Raw genomic sequence first — 16,058 nt, 5'->3', positions numbered from 1 at the left:
GAATAGTACTGTGTGGAGGACTTGAGTACTAGTTTTGTTACCTGGAGGTCTGAGATGCCGGTCGATCGCCTGCTCCCCAACGACGAGGCGCGCGACCTGATCGCGCTGGTCCGCGACATCGCCGACAAGCGCATGGCGCCCATCGTCGACCAGCACGAGAAGGACCGTCGGTATCCCGACGGCCTGTTCGCCGAACTGGGCGAGGCGGGGCTGCTCGGCCTGCCGTACCCGACGGAATGGGACGGCGGCGGCCAGCCGTACGAGGTCTACCTCCAGGTGCTCGAGGAACTCGGCGCGCGCTGGGCCGCGGTCGCCGTCGCGGTCAGCGTGCACGGCCTGGCCTGCCACCCTCTGTTCAACTTCGGTACCGACGAGCAGAAGCAGCAATGGTTGCCGGATCTGTTGAACGGCAAGCTGATCGGCGCCTACAGCCTCAGCGAACCCCAGGCCGGCTCGGACGCCGCGGCGCTCGCGTGCCGCGCCGTGCCCGCTGACGGCGGTTACTCGATGACCGGGGCGAAGGCGTGGATCACGCACGGCGGCATCGCCGATGTGTACAACGTCTTCGCCCGCACCGGTGAGGGTTCCAAGGGGGTGTCCTGCTTCTTCGTCGCCCGGGACACCGACGGGCTCACCTTCGGCAAGCCCGAGGACAAGATGGGTCTGCACGCGGTCCCGACGACCGGCGCCACCTACGACGACGCGTTCATCGACGAGGGCCGTCGGCTCGGGGCGGAGGGGCAGGGACTCCAGATCGCCTTCTCCGCTCTGGATTCGGGGCGCCTGGGCATCGCGGCGGTCGCCACCGGTCTGGCGCAGGCGGCGCTCGACGCAGCCGTCGACTACGCGCAGGAACGAGCGGCGTTCGGCCGCAAGATCATCGACCACCAGGGCTTGTCGTTCGTGCTGGCCGACATGGCCGCCGCGGTCGATTCGGCCCGCGCGACCTACCTCGACGCGGCTCGGCGCCGGGATGCCGGAATCGACTACACCCGGGCGGCCGCGACCGCCAAACTCGTCGCCACCGACGCCGCGATGAAGGTGACCACCGACGCGGTCCAGGTGTTCGGCGGGTACGGGTACACGCGCGACTTCCCGGTCGAGCGGTACATGCGCGAGGCCAAGATCACCCAGATCTTCGAGGGCACCAATCAGATCCAGCGTTTGGTGATCGGTCGGTCGCTGGCGCGGTGAGTTCGCCGGGTGTCGGTGTTCAGCGCGGGTTGTAGTAGAACGCGCGGTCGTCGAGCCGTCGGAACCTCGGCCCGCCGAGTCTGATCATCAGGCGCAGGGCCGTGGGGATGCGGGCGTACACCGCGTCGCGGTCGGCGCCCACCAGCCCCTTCGCCATCAGCGGGGACGTGCGCAGGGTTTCTGCCAGGCCGGCGCGCTTGCCCATCTTCTCCTCGAAGGCGTCCCAGTCCTCCAGCGTCAACCGACGCTGCACGATCGCGATCGCGTCGGCCTCCTCGTGCGCGAGGTGCCTGCCGAGAACCTTCTCGGTGCGCAGCAACGCGTCCACGAGAGCGGCGCGGGTGGCGTCGTCGGCGTGTTCGGCCATCCGCGCGAACCCGGCCCCGCACTCCTCGAGCAGCGGATCGATCTCGTCGTGCTCGGCCTCCATGGCGTCGAGTACCGCCCGCTCGGTGCTGTCGCATCGCTCGAGCAGCAGCGGCCACAACTCGAGGTCCTCACCGGTGTGATGGTGGTGCAGCGCGTGCCCGAACATCGTCCATCGCCGGGCGAGTGCTCGCCACGTCCCGGCGTCGTCGATGGGTGTGGCCGGCACGGCGGCGGCGAAGTCGGCGAGGTCGCGCCGGAAACCATGGTGCAGGACGTACATCATGAACGGGTCGATCGGCCCCTCGGGCGCGGCGGCCTGCCCGGGGAGCACGAGCTGGATCGGGTGAGCGGTATGGGCGGGCTGGGTGGTCATCGGCGGGGTCCTCATCGGTGCGGGAGCGGGCTGTGTCGATGACCAGTGTCGGCGGCGACGCTTGTGACGTACTTGAGGGCGACTTGGGCGACGCCTGGATAGGGTGGCGGAATGTTCATCCCTCCGACGACTCTCGACGAGAACATTCTGAACTGGGTCGTCGAGAACCGTTCGGAGCCATGGATCTCGATCGCCGAAGTGGTGACGTTGCTCGGCAACACGGTGACGATGTCGGTGCTGACATGTGCGGTCGTGGTGACACTCGCCGTGACCCGGCACCGAGTCGACGCGGTCTTCGTCGGCGCCGGAGTGCTATCCGGATACGGTGTCATGCAGGCACTCAAGTACTCGTTCGCGCGGGACCGGCCACCCGTCGAAGACCGTCTACTGAACATCGACACCTTCTCCTATCCGTCGGGCCACGCGATGATGACGATGGTCGTGTTCGGGTTGTTCGCCGTCTCGGCGTATCGCTGCTTCGCCTGGGTGCGATCACATCGGTGGATCCTGGCGATCGCACCTGTGCTGTCGATCATCGTGGGCCTCACGCGGATACAACTCGGGGTGCACTGGACCACCGACGTGGTGTCGGGGTGGTTGTTCGGCGCCATCTGGGTTGCGCTGTGCACGTGGATATTGCTTCGGTACGAATCGCGGCGTGGTGTCGACGGCTCGCCGGCGCTCAGCAGTAGGTGACGCGAGCGACCTACTGCTGAGCGTGTGCTGTCACTGTGGAGTTGTCAAAGGACTGCTGCGGTCCCGAGGCGGGCCCGGGTGCGGAAGGTGCTGCGCGGAAGAGTGTGGTCGGGCGTCAGTCGTGGCCGGTTCAGGCGGCGTCGTCGAGTCGCATGGTGCGTCGGTTGTAGGCGGGCAGCGGTCGGCGGTGTGGGTCGATGGTGGCGGGTGGGACGAGCCAGGGGTGCCGGTCGGAGCCCATGACGACGTCCCAGCCGTGGTGATGGACCTGGGTGTGGCAGCGTTGGCAGAGGAGGCATCCGTTGTCGAGGTCGGTCGTACCGCCATCGGCCCAATGCGCAACGTGGTGAACTTGCGTATGTGATGGTGGTGCACCGCATTTGATGCAGCATGCGTCTCGGACGATCACCGCTTTGCGTAGGTGCGCCGGGAACAGGCGGTGGGTGTGGCCCATCTGCAGGGGTACACCTTCGCCATCGAGGATGATCTCGGTCAAGGCTCGGTCGCAGGAAACCTGTTTCGCGACCGCCTGGCTGACGGATCCGGTCCATGTCAGGAACGCTGGGTCCCCGGTGGCGGGGATGGTCAGCATGAGTTGGGTTCGCGGGCTGCCAACACTGTCCAACGTGGCACCCAGCGCGGCTTGGTCGAGGATGAGTTCGAAGGCGTCCGCGCGGCGTTGTTCGGCGGTGCGTCGGTCGTCGGCGCCGTCGGGTTCGGGTTGTGGGCAGGAGCGTTCGTCGATCATGCCCAGGAACTTCTCGCCGACGACTTGCGTGAGGTCGACGCGCACCTCGAGTCGCCCGTCGTCGGTGACATGGGTGATGACCGTGTTCAGTGACGAGTCGTCGGCGGCGGGAAGGCCGGCGTCGGTGGCTTCAATCAGTGTGTTGCCGATGGCTCCGGCATGCTTGAGCAGTTGTGTGGGCGTCGCTCCGGAGAGTGCTTGGCCGAGGAGTTCGATCTCCTGCGCCATCTTGTCCTCGTCGGACAGAGTCACAGAGCAACGCTTTTCGATGTGGGTCATTCCCCGGATGATGGCGTCGACGGTCTCGGCGGAGAGTCGTCCGTCGGCGGCGTGGCGGGCGAGCGCGGGAAGCGCGCGCAGGGCATCGACACTTCGCATGGTGCGGTGGGCGGCGGCCGGCGAATGGCCTGACTCGATCAGCAGCTTTCTCGTCGTGCTGCCGGCTTTCTGTGCGACGCTGAGTTCGTCGAGTTGCGCTGTGTGGGTGACGATCTGATGATCCACGGTGTTGCGGATCAAACGCAGCGTGTCGAGGGCGTCGAATGTCGCTCTGCCCGTGGGGTCATCGGCGGGCGGGGTGGTCTCGATGAGCTGGTCGAGGAGAGTGGCGAGCTCTGGCATGACTTCAAGGTACCGGAACATGCGTTCGATTTCGAGGTTTCTCCACAGGCCGGAAATCACGAAATGGTCGACTGTGCAGCAGTTTCCGTCGACTGTGCGCCGAATCGCGTTGACTGTGCGTGGATCATTGACAGCAGTGAACTGCAGTCACACCCGTTTCGACATCCGGCGAAAAAGGTGGGTGTCTCTTCGTGAATCGACCTCGACGGAGACGTTCGGAACGCTTTCGCGAGCGCGAGTTGCTCGGCCGGCTGTGTGCTGACGCCGAAATTCCCCTCGGGGACAGTCGAACGGCGTCGGACTGGGATTCACTGGACGGACGTCGAATCGGGGCCACCCGACGATGACGCGACCATGCCCGGATCACCCGACGGGGACGAGTCGCCGACGACGATCCAACCTGCTCGCCCAAAGGTGGTCCCGGGGGTGTCACTGAACAAGTCCCCGGCGCCGGACCTCTACGCCGCGACGCAGACAGGTCCGACGCCGCAGTACCCGCAGCAGCCCGGATACCCCCAACCCGGGTATCCCCAGCCTCGCCGCGAAGTGTCCGGGCGGCGACGTCCTGTACGGGCCGTCGCGTCGGGCAACGTCGACTTCCAGCGGGCACCGGTTGCGGTGCCCGCGCCGAAGCTCGCGACTCCGCAGTCGGGAACGGCCGCGTCGTCGACCGCCACCGGGGCGTCGTTCGCGGCCGGAGTCGACGTGACGGCGGGCAGCGTCAGCGCCCTGCGTCTGCAGGCCGACGCCGATCGGGCCTTCATCGTGGCGAACCTGAACAACCGGCGGGTGGCGCAGCTGAGCTCCACACGGCCGGGTCTGGTCGCCGAGGGGCGGACCTGGACCACAAGGCCATCTTCGACGAGTTCCTGGCACTCCGGTTGCAATTCAACGATGTTCGGCTCCTGTGGAGCGACGAGTGGCCGGTGTTCTCGTACCGTGGCTGGTGGGTGACGGCGGCGACCTTCCCGGGGCCGGGTGAGGCCAACAACTGGTGTCGCGCCCAGGGATTCGGTCCGGACAACTGCTTCGCGAAACTGGTGAGCACCACTGCCGGACCAGAGCGGTTGACCCTGTCCCGGAAGTGACGGTGCCCGATGCCGCGCCGGTTTGACCCGAACGATGACGAGTAATCGGTGCGCCGCGATACGGTCGGGTATGGATTTCTCCCCGTCAGCGCGGTCGGCCGAACTCACCGAACGCGTGCGCAACTTCGTGACCACCGAGATCGAGCCGGTCGAGCCCGAGATCCATCGGGACATCAAGGCCCGCCGCGAGGGGGACGGTGACCCGTGGACGCCGTCGCCGATCATCGCCGACCTGCAGCAGAAGGCCCGGTCGCAGGGGTTGTGGAACCTCTTCCTGCCCGCTGAGCATGCCGGTCGTTATGCCGCGGATTTCGGCACCGACGGCGGCGCGGGGCTGTCCAACGCCGACTACGCACCGATCGCGGAGGCGATGGGGTCGTCGGGGCTCGCGCCGGTCATCTTCAACTGCAACGCACCCGACACCGGCAACATGGAGGTGCTGCTCCGGTACGGCACCGAGGAGCAGCGCAAGCAGTGGCTCGAGCCGTTGCTGACCGCGGAGATCCGCAGCGCCTTCTGCATGACCGAACCGGCCGTCGCGTCGTCGGACGCCACCAACATGGCCGCGACCGCCGTGCTCGACGGCGACGACGTCGTCATCAACGGGACCAAGTGGTTCTCCACCGGCGTCGGCCATCCCGACTGCAAGGTCCTCATCTTCATGGGCGTCACCGATGCCGAAGCCGACCGGAAGTCCCGCCACACGATGGTGCTCATCCCGATCGACGCCCCCGGTGTCACCGTCGACCGGATGCTGACCACCATGGGCTACTTCGACGAGCCGTTCGGTCACGGCGAGGTCAGCTTCGACAACGTCCGCGTCCCGGCATCGAACATCCTGCTCGGACCCGGCCGGGCGTTCGAGATCGCGCAGGGCCGACTCGGCCCGGGCCGGGTGCACCACTGCATGCGGGCGATCGGGCTCGCCGAGAAGTCGCTGGAACTCGGTGTGCGGCGCGCACTCTCGCGGGAGGCATTCGGCAAGCAGCTCGCCCGTCTCGGCGGCAACAGCGAACGCATCGCCGACGCCCGGATCGCGATCAACCGGTCGCGGCTGCTCGTCCATCACGCGGCGTGGCTGCTCGACCAGGGCCTGTCCCGCGAAGCCGTGTCGGCCGTCAGCGAGATCAAGGTCGAGGTGCCCAACATGGCGCTCGAGGTGATCGACCTCGCCATCCAGTTGCACGGCGGCGCCGGCATGACCGACGACTTCCCGCTGGCGCAGGCGTGGGTGGGTGCGCGCTCGCTGCGCCTGGCTGACGGCCCGGACGAGGTGCATCGCAACGTGGTTGCGCGCATCGAGTTCGGCAAGTACCGCTGATCGGGGGACGAGGATGACCAACGAGGTGGCCGGTGCCGGCGAGGTCCGCACCGAAGATGCATTCGACGTCGAGGCGATGGCGAAGTGGCTCGAGGCGAACGCCTCGGATCCGGCCGGTCTCGACGCGGTGCCCCAGGTCCGCCAGTTCGGCGGTGGCGCATCGAATCTCACGTACCTCCTGCGCTATCCCACCCGGGATCTGATCCTGCGTCGGGCACCGCGGGGAACCAAGGCACGCGGCGCGCACGACATGGGCCGCGAGTACCGGATCCAATCCGAGCTCGCGACCGCGATCCACTACATCGCGCCGATGATCGCGTTCTGCGACGACGAGTCGGTCCTCGGTGCGGACTTCTACGTGATGGGCCGCATCGACGGGATCATCCCGCGCACCGAGTGGCCCGCCGATGTGCCGCTCGATGCCGAACAGGCGCGCCGGCTCTGCCTGAACTTCATCGACACCCTGGTCGAGGTTCATTCGGTCGATCCGAGCGACACCGGACTGGCCGATCTCGGCAAGGGACGCGGTTACGTACGCCGCCAGGTCGACGGATGGAGCGCACGTTTCCGCAACGCACACACCGACGACGTTCCCGACTTCGAGTCGACCATGACGTGGCTGGCCGAGAACCAGCCCGACGATGTCGCGAACTGCGTGATCCACAACGACTTCAAGCTCGACAACGTCGTCCTCGACCATGCCGACCCCACCCGGGTCATCGGCATCCTGGACTGGGAGATGGCGACCCTGGGCGATCCGCTCATGGACGTCGCGGGGTCGATGGCGTACTGGATTCAGGCCGACGACCCGGAGGCCATGCAACTGATGCGGCGCGTCCCGACACATCTGCCGGGCATGATCAGCCGCGCCGAGTTCGTCGAGAAGTATTGCGAGCGGATGGGATTCGACATGACTCCCGAGCGGTGGCGCTGGTATGAGGTGTTCGGCCTCTTCCGGGCCGGGGTCATCGCCCAGCAGATCTATTACCGCTACTACCACGGTCAGACCACCAACAAGGCGTTCGAACGCCTCGGATACGCGGTCGGGATCATCGCGCAGCGACTGGACGACCTACTCGTGTAGTCACCCCGACGAAAGGGTCCGCCATGGCGGAGGACGTGGTCACCCCGTCGGGTGCCGGCAGTGGCTCTCCCGACGACGAATTCCGCACCGGCGGTTATCGTCCGGAGCTGCGCCGGACACTCGGTGGGTTCGCGGTGTTCGCGATCTCCTTCGCGTTCATCTCCGTCGCGGTGGGGATCTTCGCCACCTACGACAACGTGCTCACCACCGCCGGGCCGGTGGGTATCTGGCTGTGGATCGTCGCGGCCGTCGGACAGACGCTGATCGCGCTGGTGGTCGCTCAGTTCGCCGCCCGGATCGCGCTCAGCGGGTCGTCGTATCAGTGGGCGTCGAGACTGGCGAACCCGAAGGTCGGCTGGCTCTTCGGCTGGCTGAGTTTCTGGTATCTGGCCATCGCGGTGGTCGCCATGGACAACGCGCTCGCCAGCCAGGCACTGATGCCGTTGGCGGGGATGGCCGAGGACGAGACGGTCGCCCGGGTGATCACGCTCGTCGTGCTCGTCATCCAGGCCGTACTGGTCATCGCCTCGACCCGGCTGCTGGGACTGTTCACCTCGGGTGCGGTCGCGGTCGAGCTGGCGATCGTGGCGATCCTGGTGGTCGCCCTCGCGGCGGTGATGGTGGTCACCGGTAGCGGGCACCTCGGAAACCTGGGTTCCGCGGGAGTCGCGGCCGGCGCGCCGGACTACTGGGCCGTCGGCGGCGGCGTGATGGCAGCGATGGTCATGGGGCTCACGACGCTGGTCGGATTCGATTCCGCGGCGAACCTCGCCGAGGAGGCCGAAGACCCGTTCCGCAGTGTGCCGAGGGCCATCGTCGGCTCGGTGGTCGCCGCCGCGGTGGTGGGCTTGATCTTCCTCATCGTGCTGACGACCGCGATCGAGGACGTCCCGGCGGTGAGCGCCGACGGTTCGCCGGTCGCCGCGATCATCCGGGAGCAACTCGGTCCGGTCGCCGAGCGAGTCCTGCTGGCCTGCATCACGTTCGCGATGTTCGGCGCCGGCATGGTGGTGATGGCGGCCTGCGCCCGCCAGGTGTTCGCCATGGCCCGCGACCGACGTTTCCCGGCACACCGGCTCATGGCGAGGGTCAACCCCCGCACCCAGACCCCGGTTCCCGCGACGCTGCTCATCCTCGCCGTCGGGGTGGTCCTGATGCTGGCCCTGCCGGGCGCTGCGCTGATCGAGCTGATCATCGCCTCGACGATCCTGCCCGCCCTCATCTACGGGGGCATCGTGGTGCTCTACCTCGTCGTCCGAAAGCGACTGGAGCGCAAGACCGGCGGTTTCAGCCTCGGCCGGCTCGAAGTGCCCGTCGCGATCGCCGCCCTGATCTGGGTGGGGGTGGCGCTGTTCGTGCTGGTCACGCCCGACGACGCGCGGGTGCCCACGCTCATCGTGCTGGGACTGATCGCGGCGGGTGGCGTCTACTTCGTCATCATGCTGGTCGGCCGCGGACGTGTGCTGGAGCAGGAACCCGGCGTCGACGAGTTCGCCTCACCCGCCGAACCGGCCCGTGCGGAACCGGACCCGGACTAGTCGAGGCCCTCCTGCGCCCCGCGATCACCGCGTCGGACGCCGGCCCGTTGCACGAGGACGATCGTCGTCCCCAGCAGACCGACGGCCAAGCCGACGAGACAGATCTGCAGTGCGCGGTCACCACCGAGATCGGTGACGGCCACGAGCACGGTGGCGACCACCCACGCGACCATCCCGACCACGATCACCGGCTCCGGGGCGCGCAGGGCGCGCGGTAGTTCGGGGATCTCAGGTGTCGCGGACATGGACAACAGGGTAGCTTTCGGAACGTGCCACACGATGAGCCGAGTGAGTCTCGCGATCTGAGGTCCTCCGACACCCCGGGTGCTGACACGCCGACACCGGGCCTGCCCACCGAACCCGACTTCCCCGCGACCACGCCGGGGCCGGACTCCGCCGTTGCCCACGGCCCGCTCGACCGGTTCTTCAAGATCTCCGAACGCGGTTCGACGCTCAACCGCGAGTTCCGCGGCGGTCTCGTCACGTTCTTCACGATGGCCTACATCGTGGTGCTCAACCCGATCATCATCGGCGGTATCCCGGGCGGCGAGAAGAACGCCGACGTCCTGGGCAACGTCCTGCCGCTGGCGCAGGTCGCCGCGGTCACCGCGCTCGTCGCGGGCGTGATGTCGATCCTGTTCGGCCTCGTCGCCAACTATCCGTTCGCGATCGCGGCGGGGCTCGGCATCAACAGTCTGCTGGCGGTGTCCATCGCGCCGCAGGTGACGTGGCCCGAGGCGATGGGTCTGGTGGTCGTCGACGGCATCATCATCGTGTTGCTGGCTGTGACCGGGTTCCGCACCGCGGTGTTCAATGCGGTGCCGGCCGAACTGAAAGCCGCGATCGCGGCCGGCATCGGTCTGTTCATCGCCTTCATCGGTTTCGTCGACGCCGGGTTCGTCAAGCGCATCCCCGACGCCGCCGGGACCACCGTGCCGGTACAGCTGGGCAGCGACAACTCGATCTCGACGATCCCGACCCTGATCTTCGCCGTCGGGGTCCTGCTGATGGGCGTCCTGGTGGTCCGCCGGGTACCCGGCGGTCTGCTGATCGGTATCGCCATCACGACGGTGCTGTCGATCGTGCTGGAACAGATCTTCGACTACGGGTCGAGCGTCGACAACCCCTCGGGCTGGGGTCTGAGCGTGCCCGACATCCCGAGCGCCCTCGGCGGTCTGCCCGATCTCAGCCTCGTCGGCGACGTCGACCTGTTCGGCGCGTTCACGCGGATCGGTGTCCTGGCGGCATCGGTGCTGGTGTTCGCGCTGGTGCTCTCCAACTTCTTCGACGCCATGGGCACGATGACCGGCCTCGGCAAGGAGGCCGGACTGGCCGACGAGAAGGGCAACCTGCCCGGGATCGGCCGCGCGCTGGTGGTCGAGGGCACCGGTGCCATCGCGGGTGGCGCCGCCTCGGCGTCGTCGAACACCGTGTTCGTCGAGTCCGCATCCGGTATCGCCGAAGGTGCGCGCACCGGCTTGGCCAACGTCGTGACCGGCGTGCTGTTCCTGGCGGCGATGTTCCTGACACCGCTCTACGAGGTGATCCCGCTCGAGGCGGTCGCCCCGGCACTGGTGGTCGTCGGTGCGATGATGATCGGCCAGCTCACCACCGTCGATTTCAAGCGGCTCGACTTCGCGCTGCCGGCGTTCCTGACCGTGGTCACGATGCCCTTCACCTACTCGATCGCCAACGGCATCGGCATCGGCTTCATCAGCTGGGTCGTGATGGCGACCGCTGCGGGCAAGGCGCGTACGGTGCACCCGTTGCTCTGGTTCGTCGCCGCGGTGTTCGTGGCCTACTTCGCCCGCGGACCCATCTCCGACCTCATCGGCTGACGGACGCCCGCGACGTTCGTCCGGGTTTGCCCGATTCGGTGTCGTCCACCCGATGCAATTTGGTTGCGGTCGGGACCAGGGGTCGTTTTCCTGCCCTACCCTTTGTGAATGCATTCACCATATGGTGACGGAAGTCTGTCCGGCGATCTGTCTCTCGCCGTGGTGCGCCTCGCGCGTCGACTCCGGGGTCGGCGTGAGAACAAACTGGTTTCGCTCACTCAACTGTCCGCCCTGAACACCCTCCATCACGAAGGACCGATGACCCCCGGCGCACTCGCGGCCGCCGAGCGGGTCCGCCCGCCGTCGATGACCCGGGTGATCGCCTCACTGTCGGATCTGGGGATGATCAAGCGCGAACCGCACCCGACCGACGGCCGGCAGGCGATCGTGACGTTGTCGCCCGAGGGCGTCGACGTCGTGATCGACGAGCTCGCCGCCCGCAAGGCGTGGCTGAGCGATCGCCTCGCGGAGCTCTCCGCCGACGAGCGGGAGATCCTGCGCGAGGCCGTGCAGATCGTCAACAAGATCCTCGGACAGGCCGACACCGACGTCCCGCGCTCACGCGCGATCTGACCCCTGCTCCCTGGTCCGGAAACTACCGCGAACCGCTGGTCCTGGTCCGAAAGAAGCAGGGCCTACCGCCCCCTGATCCGAAAGAACCACAAACCCACTGGGAGCAGAAGATGAACGCTCCTGTGGTCGTCCACCACAGCCGCGAGGCCCGCTGACCGGTCTCCCCGCTCTCTGAAGGGTCCCGGAGCTTGCGGAGGGACGTCTCGAAAGCTCAGAAGAACGTGCCGGAGAACGGTGCGCGGTCGGTCATGAACGCGTGGTCCAGGGCGCGCAGCGTCGCCGGGGAGTCGACGTGCAGGCGTCCCGCCGCCGCGAAGGCCGAGGGTCGGATCCCGCCCAGGTAGATGCTGGAGAGCACCGAGATGTCCATCCGGACCGTGGGTGTCGCACCGGACTTCGCCGGCGCGACGATCGCCCCGCCCTCGCGCACCGAGATGTCGAAAACGCCTCCGTGCCCGCGGAACTCGTCGGTCACGTCGATCACGGCGTCGAGGTCGGCCGCGTAGTGGCGGGCGCCGAGCGCGGCCGGGACGTCGAGGATGCGCAGCCACATCGTGTCGGCGGTGCCGGTCACCGACACCGACCGCGGATCGACGAGCTTCTGCGCCAGTGGGTCGTCGACCGGGATCGTCGCGGTGATCGACGGGATGAGGTCGAGGTTGATCAGGACGCGCCACAGGTCGGTGTGCGCGTCGTCGGTGACCGCGAAGACCTCGTTGACCTCGCCGCGCACCGCGCCGGTCTCGTCTTTGTAGATGCGATAGCTCGCGTAGCCGTCGGCGTGCAGCAGATAGTGCAGCCCGCTCGCCGACAGCGGCCGCTCCGAGGCCCGGTCGGCCAGGATGGGATTCCACCAGGCTGGGGTGCGGGTGAGGGCGCCCGGAGTGGTGAGCGTCCACCGGGCGTGGAGGTCGGGGACCGCCGCGGCCACCGCGTCGGCGTCGGCGTACCGGACGGTGGCGTCTTCGGGCTGCGCGGCCCGCATCGCCGCGCCGGGGGTCAGCGACACCGAGTTCGCGAAACACGCCGGGCCGAAGCCGAACCGCTCGTAGATGGTTCCCTCGCTCGCGGTGAGGATCCCGAAGGTGTACTTCTCCGACTCCCATTGCTCGACGAGTTCGGTGAGCATGCGGCGCAGGATTCCGCGGCGCCGGTGGGTCGAGGCCACCGACACCCACGACAGTCCGGCCGCGTCCGACACGCCGCCGCCGGGCAGCGACATCGACATTCGGTAGAACATCGCCACCCCGACGAGAGGCTGGGCGTCCAGACCGGTGTCGCGCACCAGCACGACGTCGTCGTCGGCGACCTTGCCGCGCAGATCGGCGACCTCGTCGTCGGGCAACGGGTTGCGCATGGCGAACGCACGGGCATCGGTGGTGATGATGTCGGCCCAGTCCGCGTCGGTGGCGCGGTCGAGGGACAGACGTGACATCGGAGTCGAATCGCTGGTCACGTCTTCCACAGTTTCACACCCGTGCGCTGCCGGTTTCGTCCGGGTGGCACACTGTTGCGGTGCCCGGGCTCGCAGTGAACGTGATCGACATCGACGACCCGGCGGACCCGCGCGTCGACGACTTCCGCGATCTGAACTCCGTCGACCGCCGACCGGACCTGCCGGTTCTGCCCGGGGGGCGTCCCGGCCGTGGTCTCGTCATCGCCGAAGGCGTCCTCGTCGCGCAGCGGATGATCGCCTCGCGCTTCGAGACCCATGCATTCCTGGGCGTGGCGAAGCGGCTCGCCGAACTCGATGCCGATCTTCGGGACCCGTCGCTGACCGGCGTGCCGTTCTTCCGTGCCACCGCCGAGGTGATGGCCGAGGTCGTCGGCTTCCACCTCAACCGCGGGGTGCTCGCGGTGTCACGCCGGCCGGCCACGCTCACGGTGCCCGACATCCTCGACAGTGCCCGGACCGTTGCGATCCTCGAGGGCGTCAACGACCACGAGAACATCGGTTCGATCTTCCGCAACGCCGCCGGATTGGGTGTCGACGCAGTGCTTTTCGGGCAGGGCTGTGCGGACCCGCTGTACCGCCGGTGCGTGCGGGTGTCGATGGGCCATGCGCTGCTCGTGCCGTTCGCGCGGTTCGACGACTGGCCGCGCGGTCTGGACCTGTTGCGCAACCGCGATTTCCAGTTGGTCTCGATGACTCCCGACCCCGACGCCGTGACTCTCGCCGAAGCGGTCACCGCCGATAAGGTCGGTTTTCTCGTCGGGGCCGAGGGACCCGGCCTGACGGCGTCGGCGATGGCGGCGACTGACGTGAAGGCCCGGATTCCGATGAGCCGGGGCACCGACTCGCTGAACGTGGCGACCGCGGCGGCCGTTGCGTTCTACGAACGTGCCCGATCGGGCACGATGGGGGAGTGACCGTCGAGTCGGAGAGCGGCGAGCCGACGCCGTGGGCCCTGGGGATCATCGTCGCCGTCTTCTGCGCGTTGTTCGCCGCGTTCGTCCTGGTCGGGGTCTATCAGCTCATCGGCGGGATACTCCGCTTCCTGGGCATCGCCGCGGTCCTGGTCGTCGCGGGCGGACTCGGCTGGACCCTGTGGGAGTTCCGGGCGCGACCCGTGTGGCGCTGGGTCGTGTGGGGACTGCTGCTCGGCTTCCTGGCCGGCGTCGCGTCGTCGATCGCGTTGCTCGCGCTGGGCCGGCCCTGACCCTCAGAACCCGAAGTACTCGCGGATGCGACCGCGCTTGCGGGCGTGCTGTTCCGGCGGGGCCGTCCGCTCCTGCGTGCGCGAAGCCGTTGCCGCTCGGTAGTTCTCGTAGTCGGCCGCGGTCGGCTCGTATTCGGCCGGGTGCAGGGCGAAGGACGTGACGGTGATCTGCGCCGGGTCGAGATCGGACTCCGCGAGCGGGTGCGTGTAGCGGAACCCGAGCCACGCCCGGTTCGACTCCTCGGCGAGGTGTGCGGGGTGGAAGGGCAGCGACATCGGCGCGGTGGGCACGCCCTCGGCATGGCTCAGCGGGTGTTCGCCGCCCCAGAACGGCTTCTCGAACGTGAACGGCAGGCCGTGGTCCTCATGGATGGTCACCGGGTCGGCCGCGAAGGAACGACGCAGCGTCCCCGACTCCCATCGAGCGAACGCACCGAGCGAGGTGTCGGGCTCGGAGTAGAGCAGGGTGGTCGTCGCGCTGGGACGAATCCGTGCGAGCGCGCGCGTCAGTGTCGACGGTGTGGTCGTCTCGAACAACGAGCAGGACACGACGGCCAGTGGGCCGTAGAAGCCCGCGTAGACATGGGTGTCGTGGGCCGCGGCCGCGGTCGCGAGATCGGTGTCCACGAGAGGGACGAGCACGCTGTCGCCGAAGACGGCGGTGGCCAGCTGGTGGGCGTGCTGGGAGTCGTTGGCCGGACCGGTGCGGAGGATCGAGGCCGGATCGTCGGAGTCGATGAACCAGACGGTGGCCGCGCGCGCCGAGCCCACTCAGCTGTTCCCGTTGCTGCGCACGCCGAGCAGGACATCCTCCCACGCCGGGACAGCAGGTTTGCGCGTCTTCTTCCGGCGCGGACGCTCAGGGCCGGAGGCGCCGGCGGCCGGCGCGTCCTCGTCCTCGGACTCCGCGTCGACAGCAGGTGCGGACGTGGGCTCGTCCGGGGTGCCTGCGGTCTCGCTCGCACCGGCGGGCTGGTCGTCGTCGAACCCGAAGTCGAACGGTACGGCGCCGTCGTCCTCGACAGCGGGCCGCCGGTCGTGGCGGGCGCGCTGCGCGCCGATGATCGAGTTCGCGTCGATGGTGACCTCTTCGCGTCCGTCCGGGGTCGTCTCGACGGCGACTTCGGGGGTGGCGACCGGGGTCAGCCGGCGACGGGGCGCGATGGTCTCGGGGTGGGTGAGCTCGTCGGCGAGATCGTCCAGCGGGTCGACGCTGCCACCGTGCGAACCCGGCTGATAGCGCCAGTGCGCGAGGTTGTCGGTGCGCCCGACGCTCCAGGCCACCTGCACCACCCAGTAGCCGTCGTCGCCCTTCCACGCGTCCCAGTCGGCGTCGTTGGGATTCTGCCCGTAGGCGACGAGTCCCTCGGCGACGGACTCGACGAGAGTGGCGACGGCGGGGCCGTCGTGGCGGATGGGATGCGCGGCGCCGGCGAGTTCGGTGGCGCGGCTGCGTTCGAGAAGGACCGGGTGGGCGAAGCGTTCGATCTTGTCGACACCCACCCCTGCTGCGGCCGCCACCTCGGCGACGGTTGCACCCGCTCGGATTCGTGCCTGGATCTCGCGTGGCCGCAATGCACTCTCCATCTCGATCTCGATCTGTCCCAGTCGTGAGATGTCACCGCGGGCAGCGGCGCGGAGGCGTTCATCGGAGGCGATCCGGAATTTCTCTCCCGATTGCGGGTCTTGACAGATGACATGGGAGCCGTCGGTTTCCACTCCGACGACGCGGAGCTCACGCATCTGCTCCTCCTCCGGTGGGTGCACGCATTGGGGTCACATTAACTCACCGATCTGCCGATTCACTGTGGGACACGCGGCAAAACCGCAGTTCAGCACGCGTGGGGCTCAAGCGACGCCAGCGGTCGATGCGTCGGATGTGGTCTGTGGGAACCAGGCTACCGGTTCGGCGAAGCACAACCGGCGCGCCGCAACGATCTGTGCGGCGCGCCGGC

Annotated in this window: 15 protein-coding genes and 1 pseudogene; 10 read left to right on the top strand and 6 right to left on the bottom strand. The window is 68.1% G+C overall.

Features of this window, described 5'->3' with window-relative positions; genetic code table 11:
- Positions 1–54: 54 nt before the first annotated feature.
- Complete coding sequence (locus CA982_RS10455) at positions 55–1,194, top strand: acyl-CoA dehydrogenase family protein (RefSeq protein WP_086535273.1); 1,140 nt, start codon at positions 55–57, stop codon at positions 1,192–1,194.
- A 19-nt stretch (positions 1,195–1,213) separates the two neighbouring features.
- Here the strand turns inward: CA982_RS10455 and CA982_RS10450 are convergent, their stop codons facing one another.
- Positions 1,214–1,936 carry a hemerythrin domain-containing protein gene (locus CA982_RS10450; RefSeq protein WP_086535272.1) on the bottom strand — a complete coding sequence of 241 codons (723 nt, stop codon included), beginning with the start codon at positions 1,934–1,936 and terminating at the stop codon, positions 1,214–1,216.
- 111 nt (positions 1,937–2,047) lie between these two features.
- Between CA982_RS10450 and CA982_RS10445 the strand changes: the two genes are divergently transcribed.
- A complete protein-coding gene (locus CA982_RS10445) occupies positions 2,048–2,632 on the top strand; it encodes a phosphatase PAP2 family protein (RefSeq protein WP_086535271.1) in 585 nt (194 codons plus the stop codon).
- A gap of 130 nt (positions 2,633–2,762) precedes the next feature.
- On the opposite strand, the gene CA982_RS10440 is transcribed toward CA982_RS10445, so the two are convergent.
- Positions 2,763–4,022, bottom strand: a complete 1,260-nt coding sequence (locus tag CA982_RS10440) for an HNH endonuclease (protein ID WP_086535270.1) — start codon at positions 4,020–4,022, stop codon at positions 2,763–2,765.
- Between the two features lie 514 nt (positions 4,023–4,536).
- Between CA982_RS10440 and CA982_RS10435 the strand changes: the two are divergent.
- The 4 genes and pseudogenes from CA982_RS10435 to CA982_RS10420 all read left to right on the top strand — a co-directional run.
- Positions 4,537–5,089 (top strand): annotated as a pseudogene (locus CA982_RS10435) (outer membrane protein assembly factor BamB family protein); the annotation flags it as partial.
- A gap of 70 nt (positions 5,090–5,159) precedes the next feature.
- Positions 5,160–6,410: an acyl-CoA dehydrogenase family protein gene (locus tag CA982_RS10430; protein ID WP_086535269.1), complete on the top strand. Its 1,251-nt coding sequence runs from the start codon at positions 5,160–5,162 to the stop codon at positions 6,408–6,410.
- 13 nt (positions 6,411–6,423) lie between these two features.
- Positions 6,424–7,494 (top strand): phosphotransferase family protein, encoded by a 1,071-nt coding sequence (locus CA982_RS10425; protein ID WP_086535268.1) that lies wholly within the window; start codon positions 6,424–6,426, stop codon positions 7,492–7,494.
- Positions 7,495–7,517: 23 nt separating this feature from the next.
- Positions 7,518–9,032 carry an APC family permease gene (locus CA982_RS10420; RefSeq protein WP_086535267.1) on the top strand — a complete coding sequence of 505 codons (1,515 nt, stop codon included), beginning with the start codon at positions 7,518–7,520 and terminating at the stop codon, positions 9,030–9,032.
- Here the strand turns inward: CA982_RS10420 and CA982_RS10415 are convergent.
- Positions 9,029–9,277 carry a DUF2530 domain-containing protein gene (locus tag CA982_RS10415; protein WP_086535266.1) on the bottom strand — a complete coding sequence of 83 codons (249 nt, stop codon included), beginning with the start codon at positions 9,275–9,277 and terminating at the stop codon, positions 9,029–9,031. The two genes, CA982_RS10420 and CA982_RS10415, sit on opposite strands and share 4 nt — an antisense overlap.
- 24 nt (positions 9,278–9,301) lie before the next feature.
- On the opposite strand from CA982_RS10415, the gene CA982_RS10410 reads away from it, so the two are divergent.
- Together CA982_RS10410 and CA982_RS10405 are read left to right on the top strand one after the other, a co-directional pair.
- Positions 9,302–10,870 carry an NCS2 family permease gene (locus CA982_RS10410; RefSeq protein ID WP_086535265.1) on the top strand — a complete coding sequence of 523 codons (1,569 nt, stop codon included), beginning with the start codon at positions 9,302–9,304 and terminating at the stop codon, positions 10,868–10,870.
- 108 nt (positions 10,871–10,978) lie between these two features.
- Positions 10,979–11,443, top strand: a complete 465-nt coding sequence (locus CA982_RS10405) for a MarR family winged helix-turn-helix transcriptional regulator (protein ID WP_086535264.1) — start codon at positions 10,979–10,981, stop codon at positions 11,441–11,443.
- A gap of 211 nt (positions 11,444–11,654) precedes the next feature.
- Here the strand turns inward: CA982_RS10405 and CA982_RS10400 are convergent, their stop codons facing one another.
- A complete protein-coding gene (locus tag CA982_RS10400; RefSeq protein ID WP_086535392.1) occupies positions 11,655–12,878 on the bottom strand; it encodes a GNAT family N-acetyltransferase in 1,224 nt (407 codons plus the stop codon).
- A gap of 80 nt (positions 12,879–12,958) precedes the next feature.
- On the opposite strand from CA982_RS10400, the gene CA982_RS10395 reads away from it, so the two are divergent.
- Both CA982_RS10395 and CA982_RS10390 read left to right on the top strand, forming a co-directional pair.
- Positions 12,959–13,813 carry a TrmH family RNA methyltransferase gene (locus CA982_RS10395; RefSeq protein WP_086535263.1) on the top strand — a complete coding sequence of 285 codons (855 nt, stop codon included), beginning with the start codon at positions 12,959–12,961 and terminating at the stop codon, positions 13,811–13,813.
- The gene (locus CA982_RS10390; protein ID WP_086535262.1) at positions 13,810–14,103 is read left to right on the top strand and encodes a DUF2537 domain-containing protein; all 294 of its coding nucleotides are present in this window, start codon (positions 13,810–13,812) and stop codon (positions 14,101–14,103) included. Before CA982_RS10395 ends, CA982_RS10390 begins: the two co-directional genes overlap by 4 nt.
- A 3-nt stretch (positions 14,104–14,106) precedes the next feature.
- On the opposite strand, the gene CA982_RS10385 is transcribed toward CA982_RS10390, so the two are convergent.
- Entirely contained in the window at positions 14,107–14,874 is a 768-nt protein-coding gene (locus CA982_RS10385; protein ID WP_086535261.1) for a DUF6928 family protein, read from the bottom strand.
- Entirely contained in the window at positions 14,875–15,846 is a 972-nt protein-coding gene (gene sepH, locus CA982_RS10380) for a septation protein SepH (protein ID WP_086535260.1), read from the bottom strand.
- Between the last annotated feature and the right edge of the window lie 212 nt (positions 15,847–16,058).

This window comes from Gordonia lacunae (genome assembly GCF_002149015.1).
GTDB lineage: Bacteria > Actinomycetota > Actinomycetes > Mycobacteriales > Mycobacteriaceae > Gordonia > Gordonia lacunae.
Note: the sequence above shows the minus strand (reverse complement) of the source record. Positions and strands in the feature narration are given on the sequence as shown.

Coding starts and splice junctions, on each gene's coding strand:
- CA982_RS10425 (WP_086535268.1), top strand. CDS start 6,424: ATGACCAACGAGGTGGCCGGTGCCGGCGAGGTCCGCACCGAAGATGCA.
- CA982_RS10445 (WP_086535271.1), top strand. CDS start 2,048: ATGTTCATCCCTCCGACGACTCTCGACGAGAACATTCTGAACTGGGTC.
- CA982_RS10400 (WP_086535392.1), bottom strand. CDS start 12,878: ATGTCACGTCTGTCCCTCGACCGCGCCACCGACGCGGACTGGGCCGAC.
- CA982_RS10420 (WP_086535267.1), top strand. CDS start 7,518: ATGGCGGAGGACGTGGTCACCCCGTCGGGTGCCGGCAGTGGCTCTCCC.
- CA982_RS10440 (WP_086535270.1), bottom strand. CDS start 4,022: ATGTTCCGGTACCTTGAAGTCATGCCAGAGCTCGCCACTCTCCTCGAC.
- CA982_RS10455 (WP_086535273.1), top strand. CDS start 55: ATGCCGGTCGATCGCCTGCTCCCCAACGACGAGGCGCGCGACCTGATC.
- CA982_RS10430 (WP_086535269.1), top strand. CDS start 5,160: ATGGATTTCTCCCCGTCAGCGCGGTCGGCCGAACTCACCGAACGCGTG.
- CA982_RS10450 (WP_086535272.1), bottom strand. CDS start 1,936: ATGACCACCCAGCCCGCCCATACCGCTCACCCGATCCAGCTCGTGCTC.
- CA982_RS10415 (WP_086535266.1), bottom strand. CDS start 9,277: ATGTCCGCGACACCTGAGATCCCCGAACTACCGCGCGCCCTGCGCGCC.
- sepH (WP_086535260.1), bottom strand. CDS start 15,846: ATGCGTGAGCTCCGCGTCGTCGGAGTGGAAACCGACGGCTCCCATGTC.
- CA982_RS10405 (WP_086535264.1), top strand. CDS start 10,979: ATGCATTCACCATATGGTGACGGAAGTCTGTCCGGCGATCTGTCTCTC.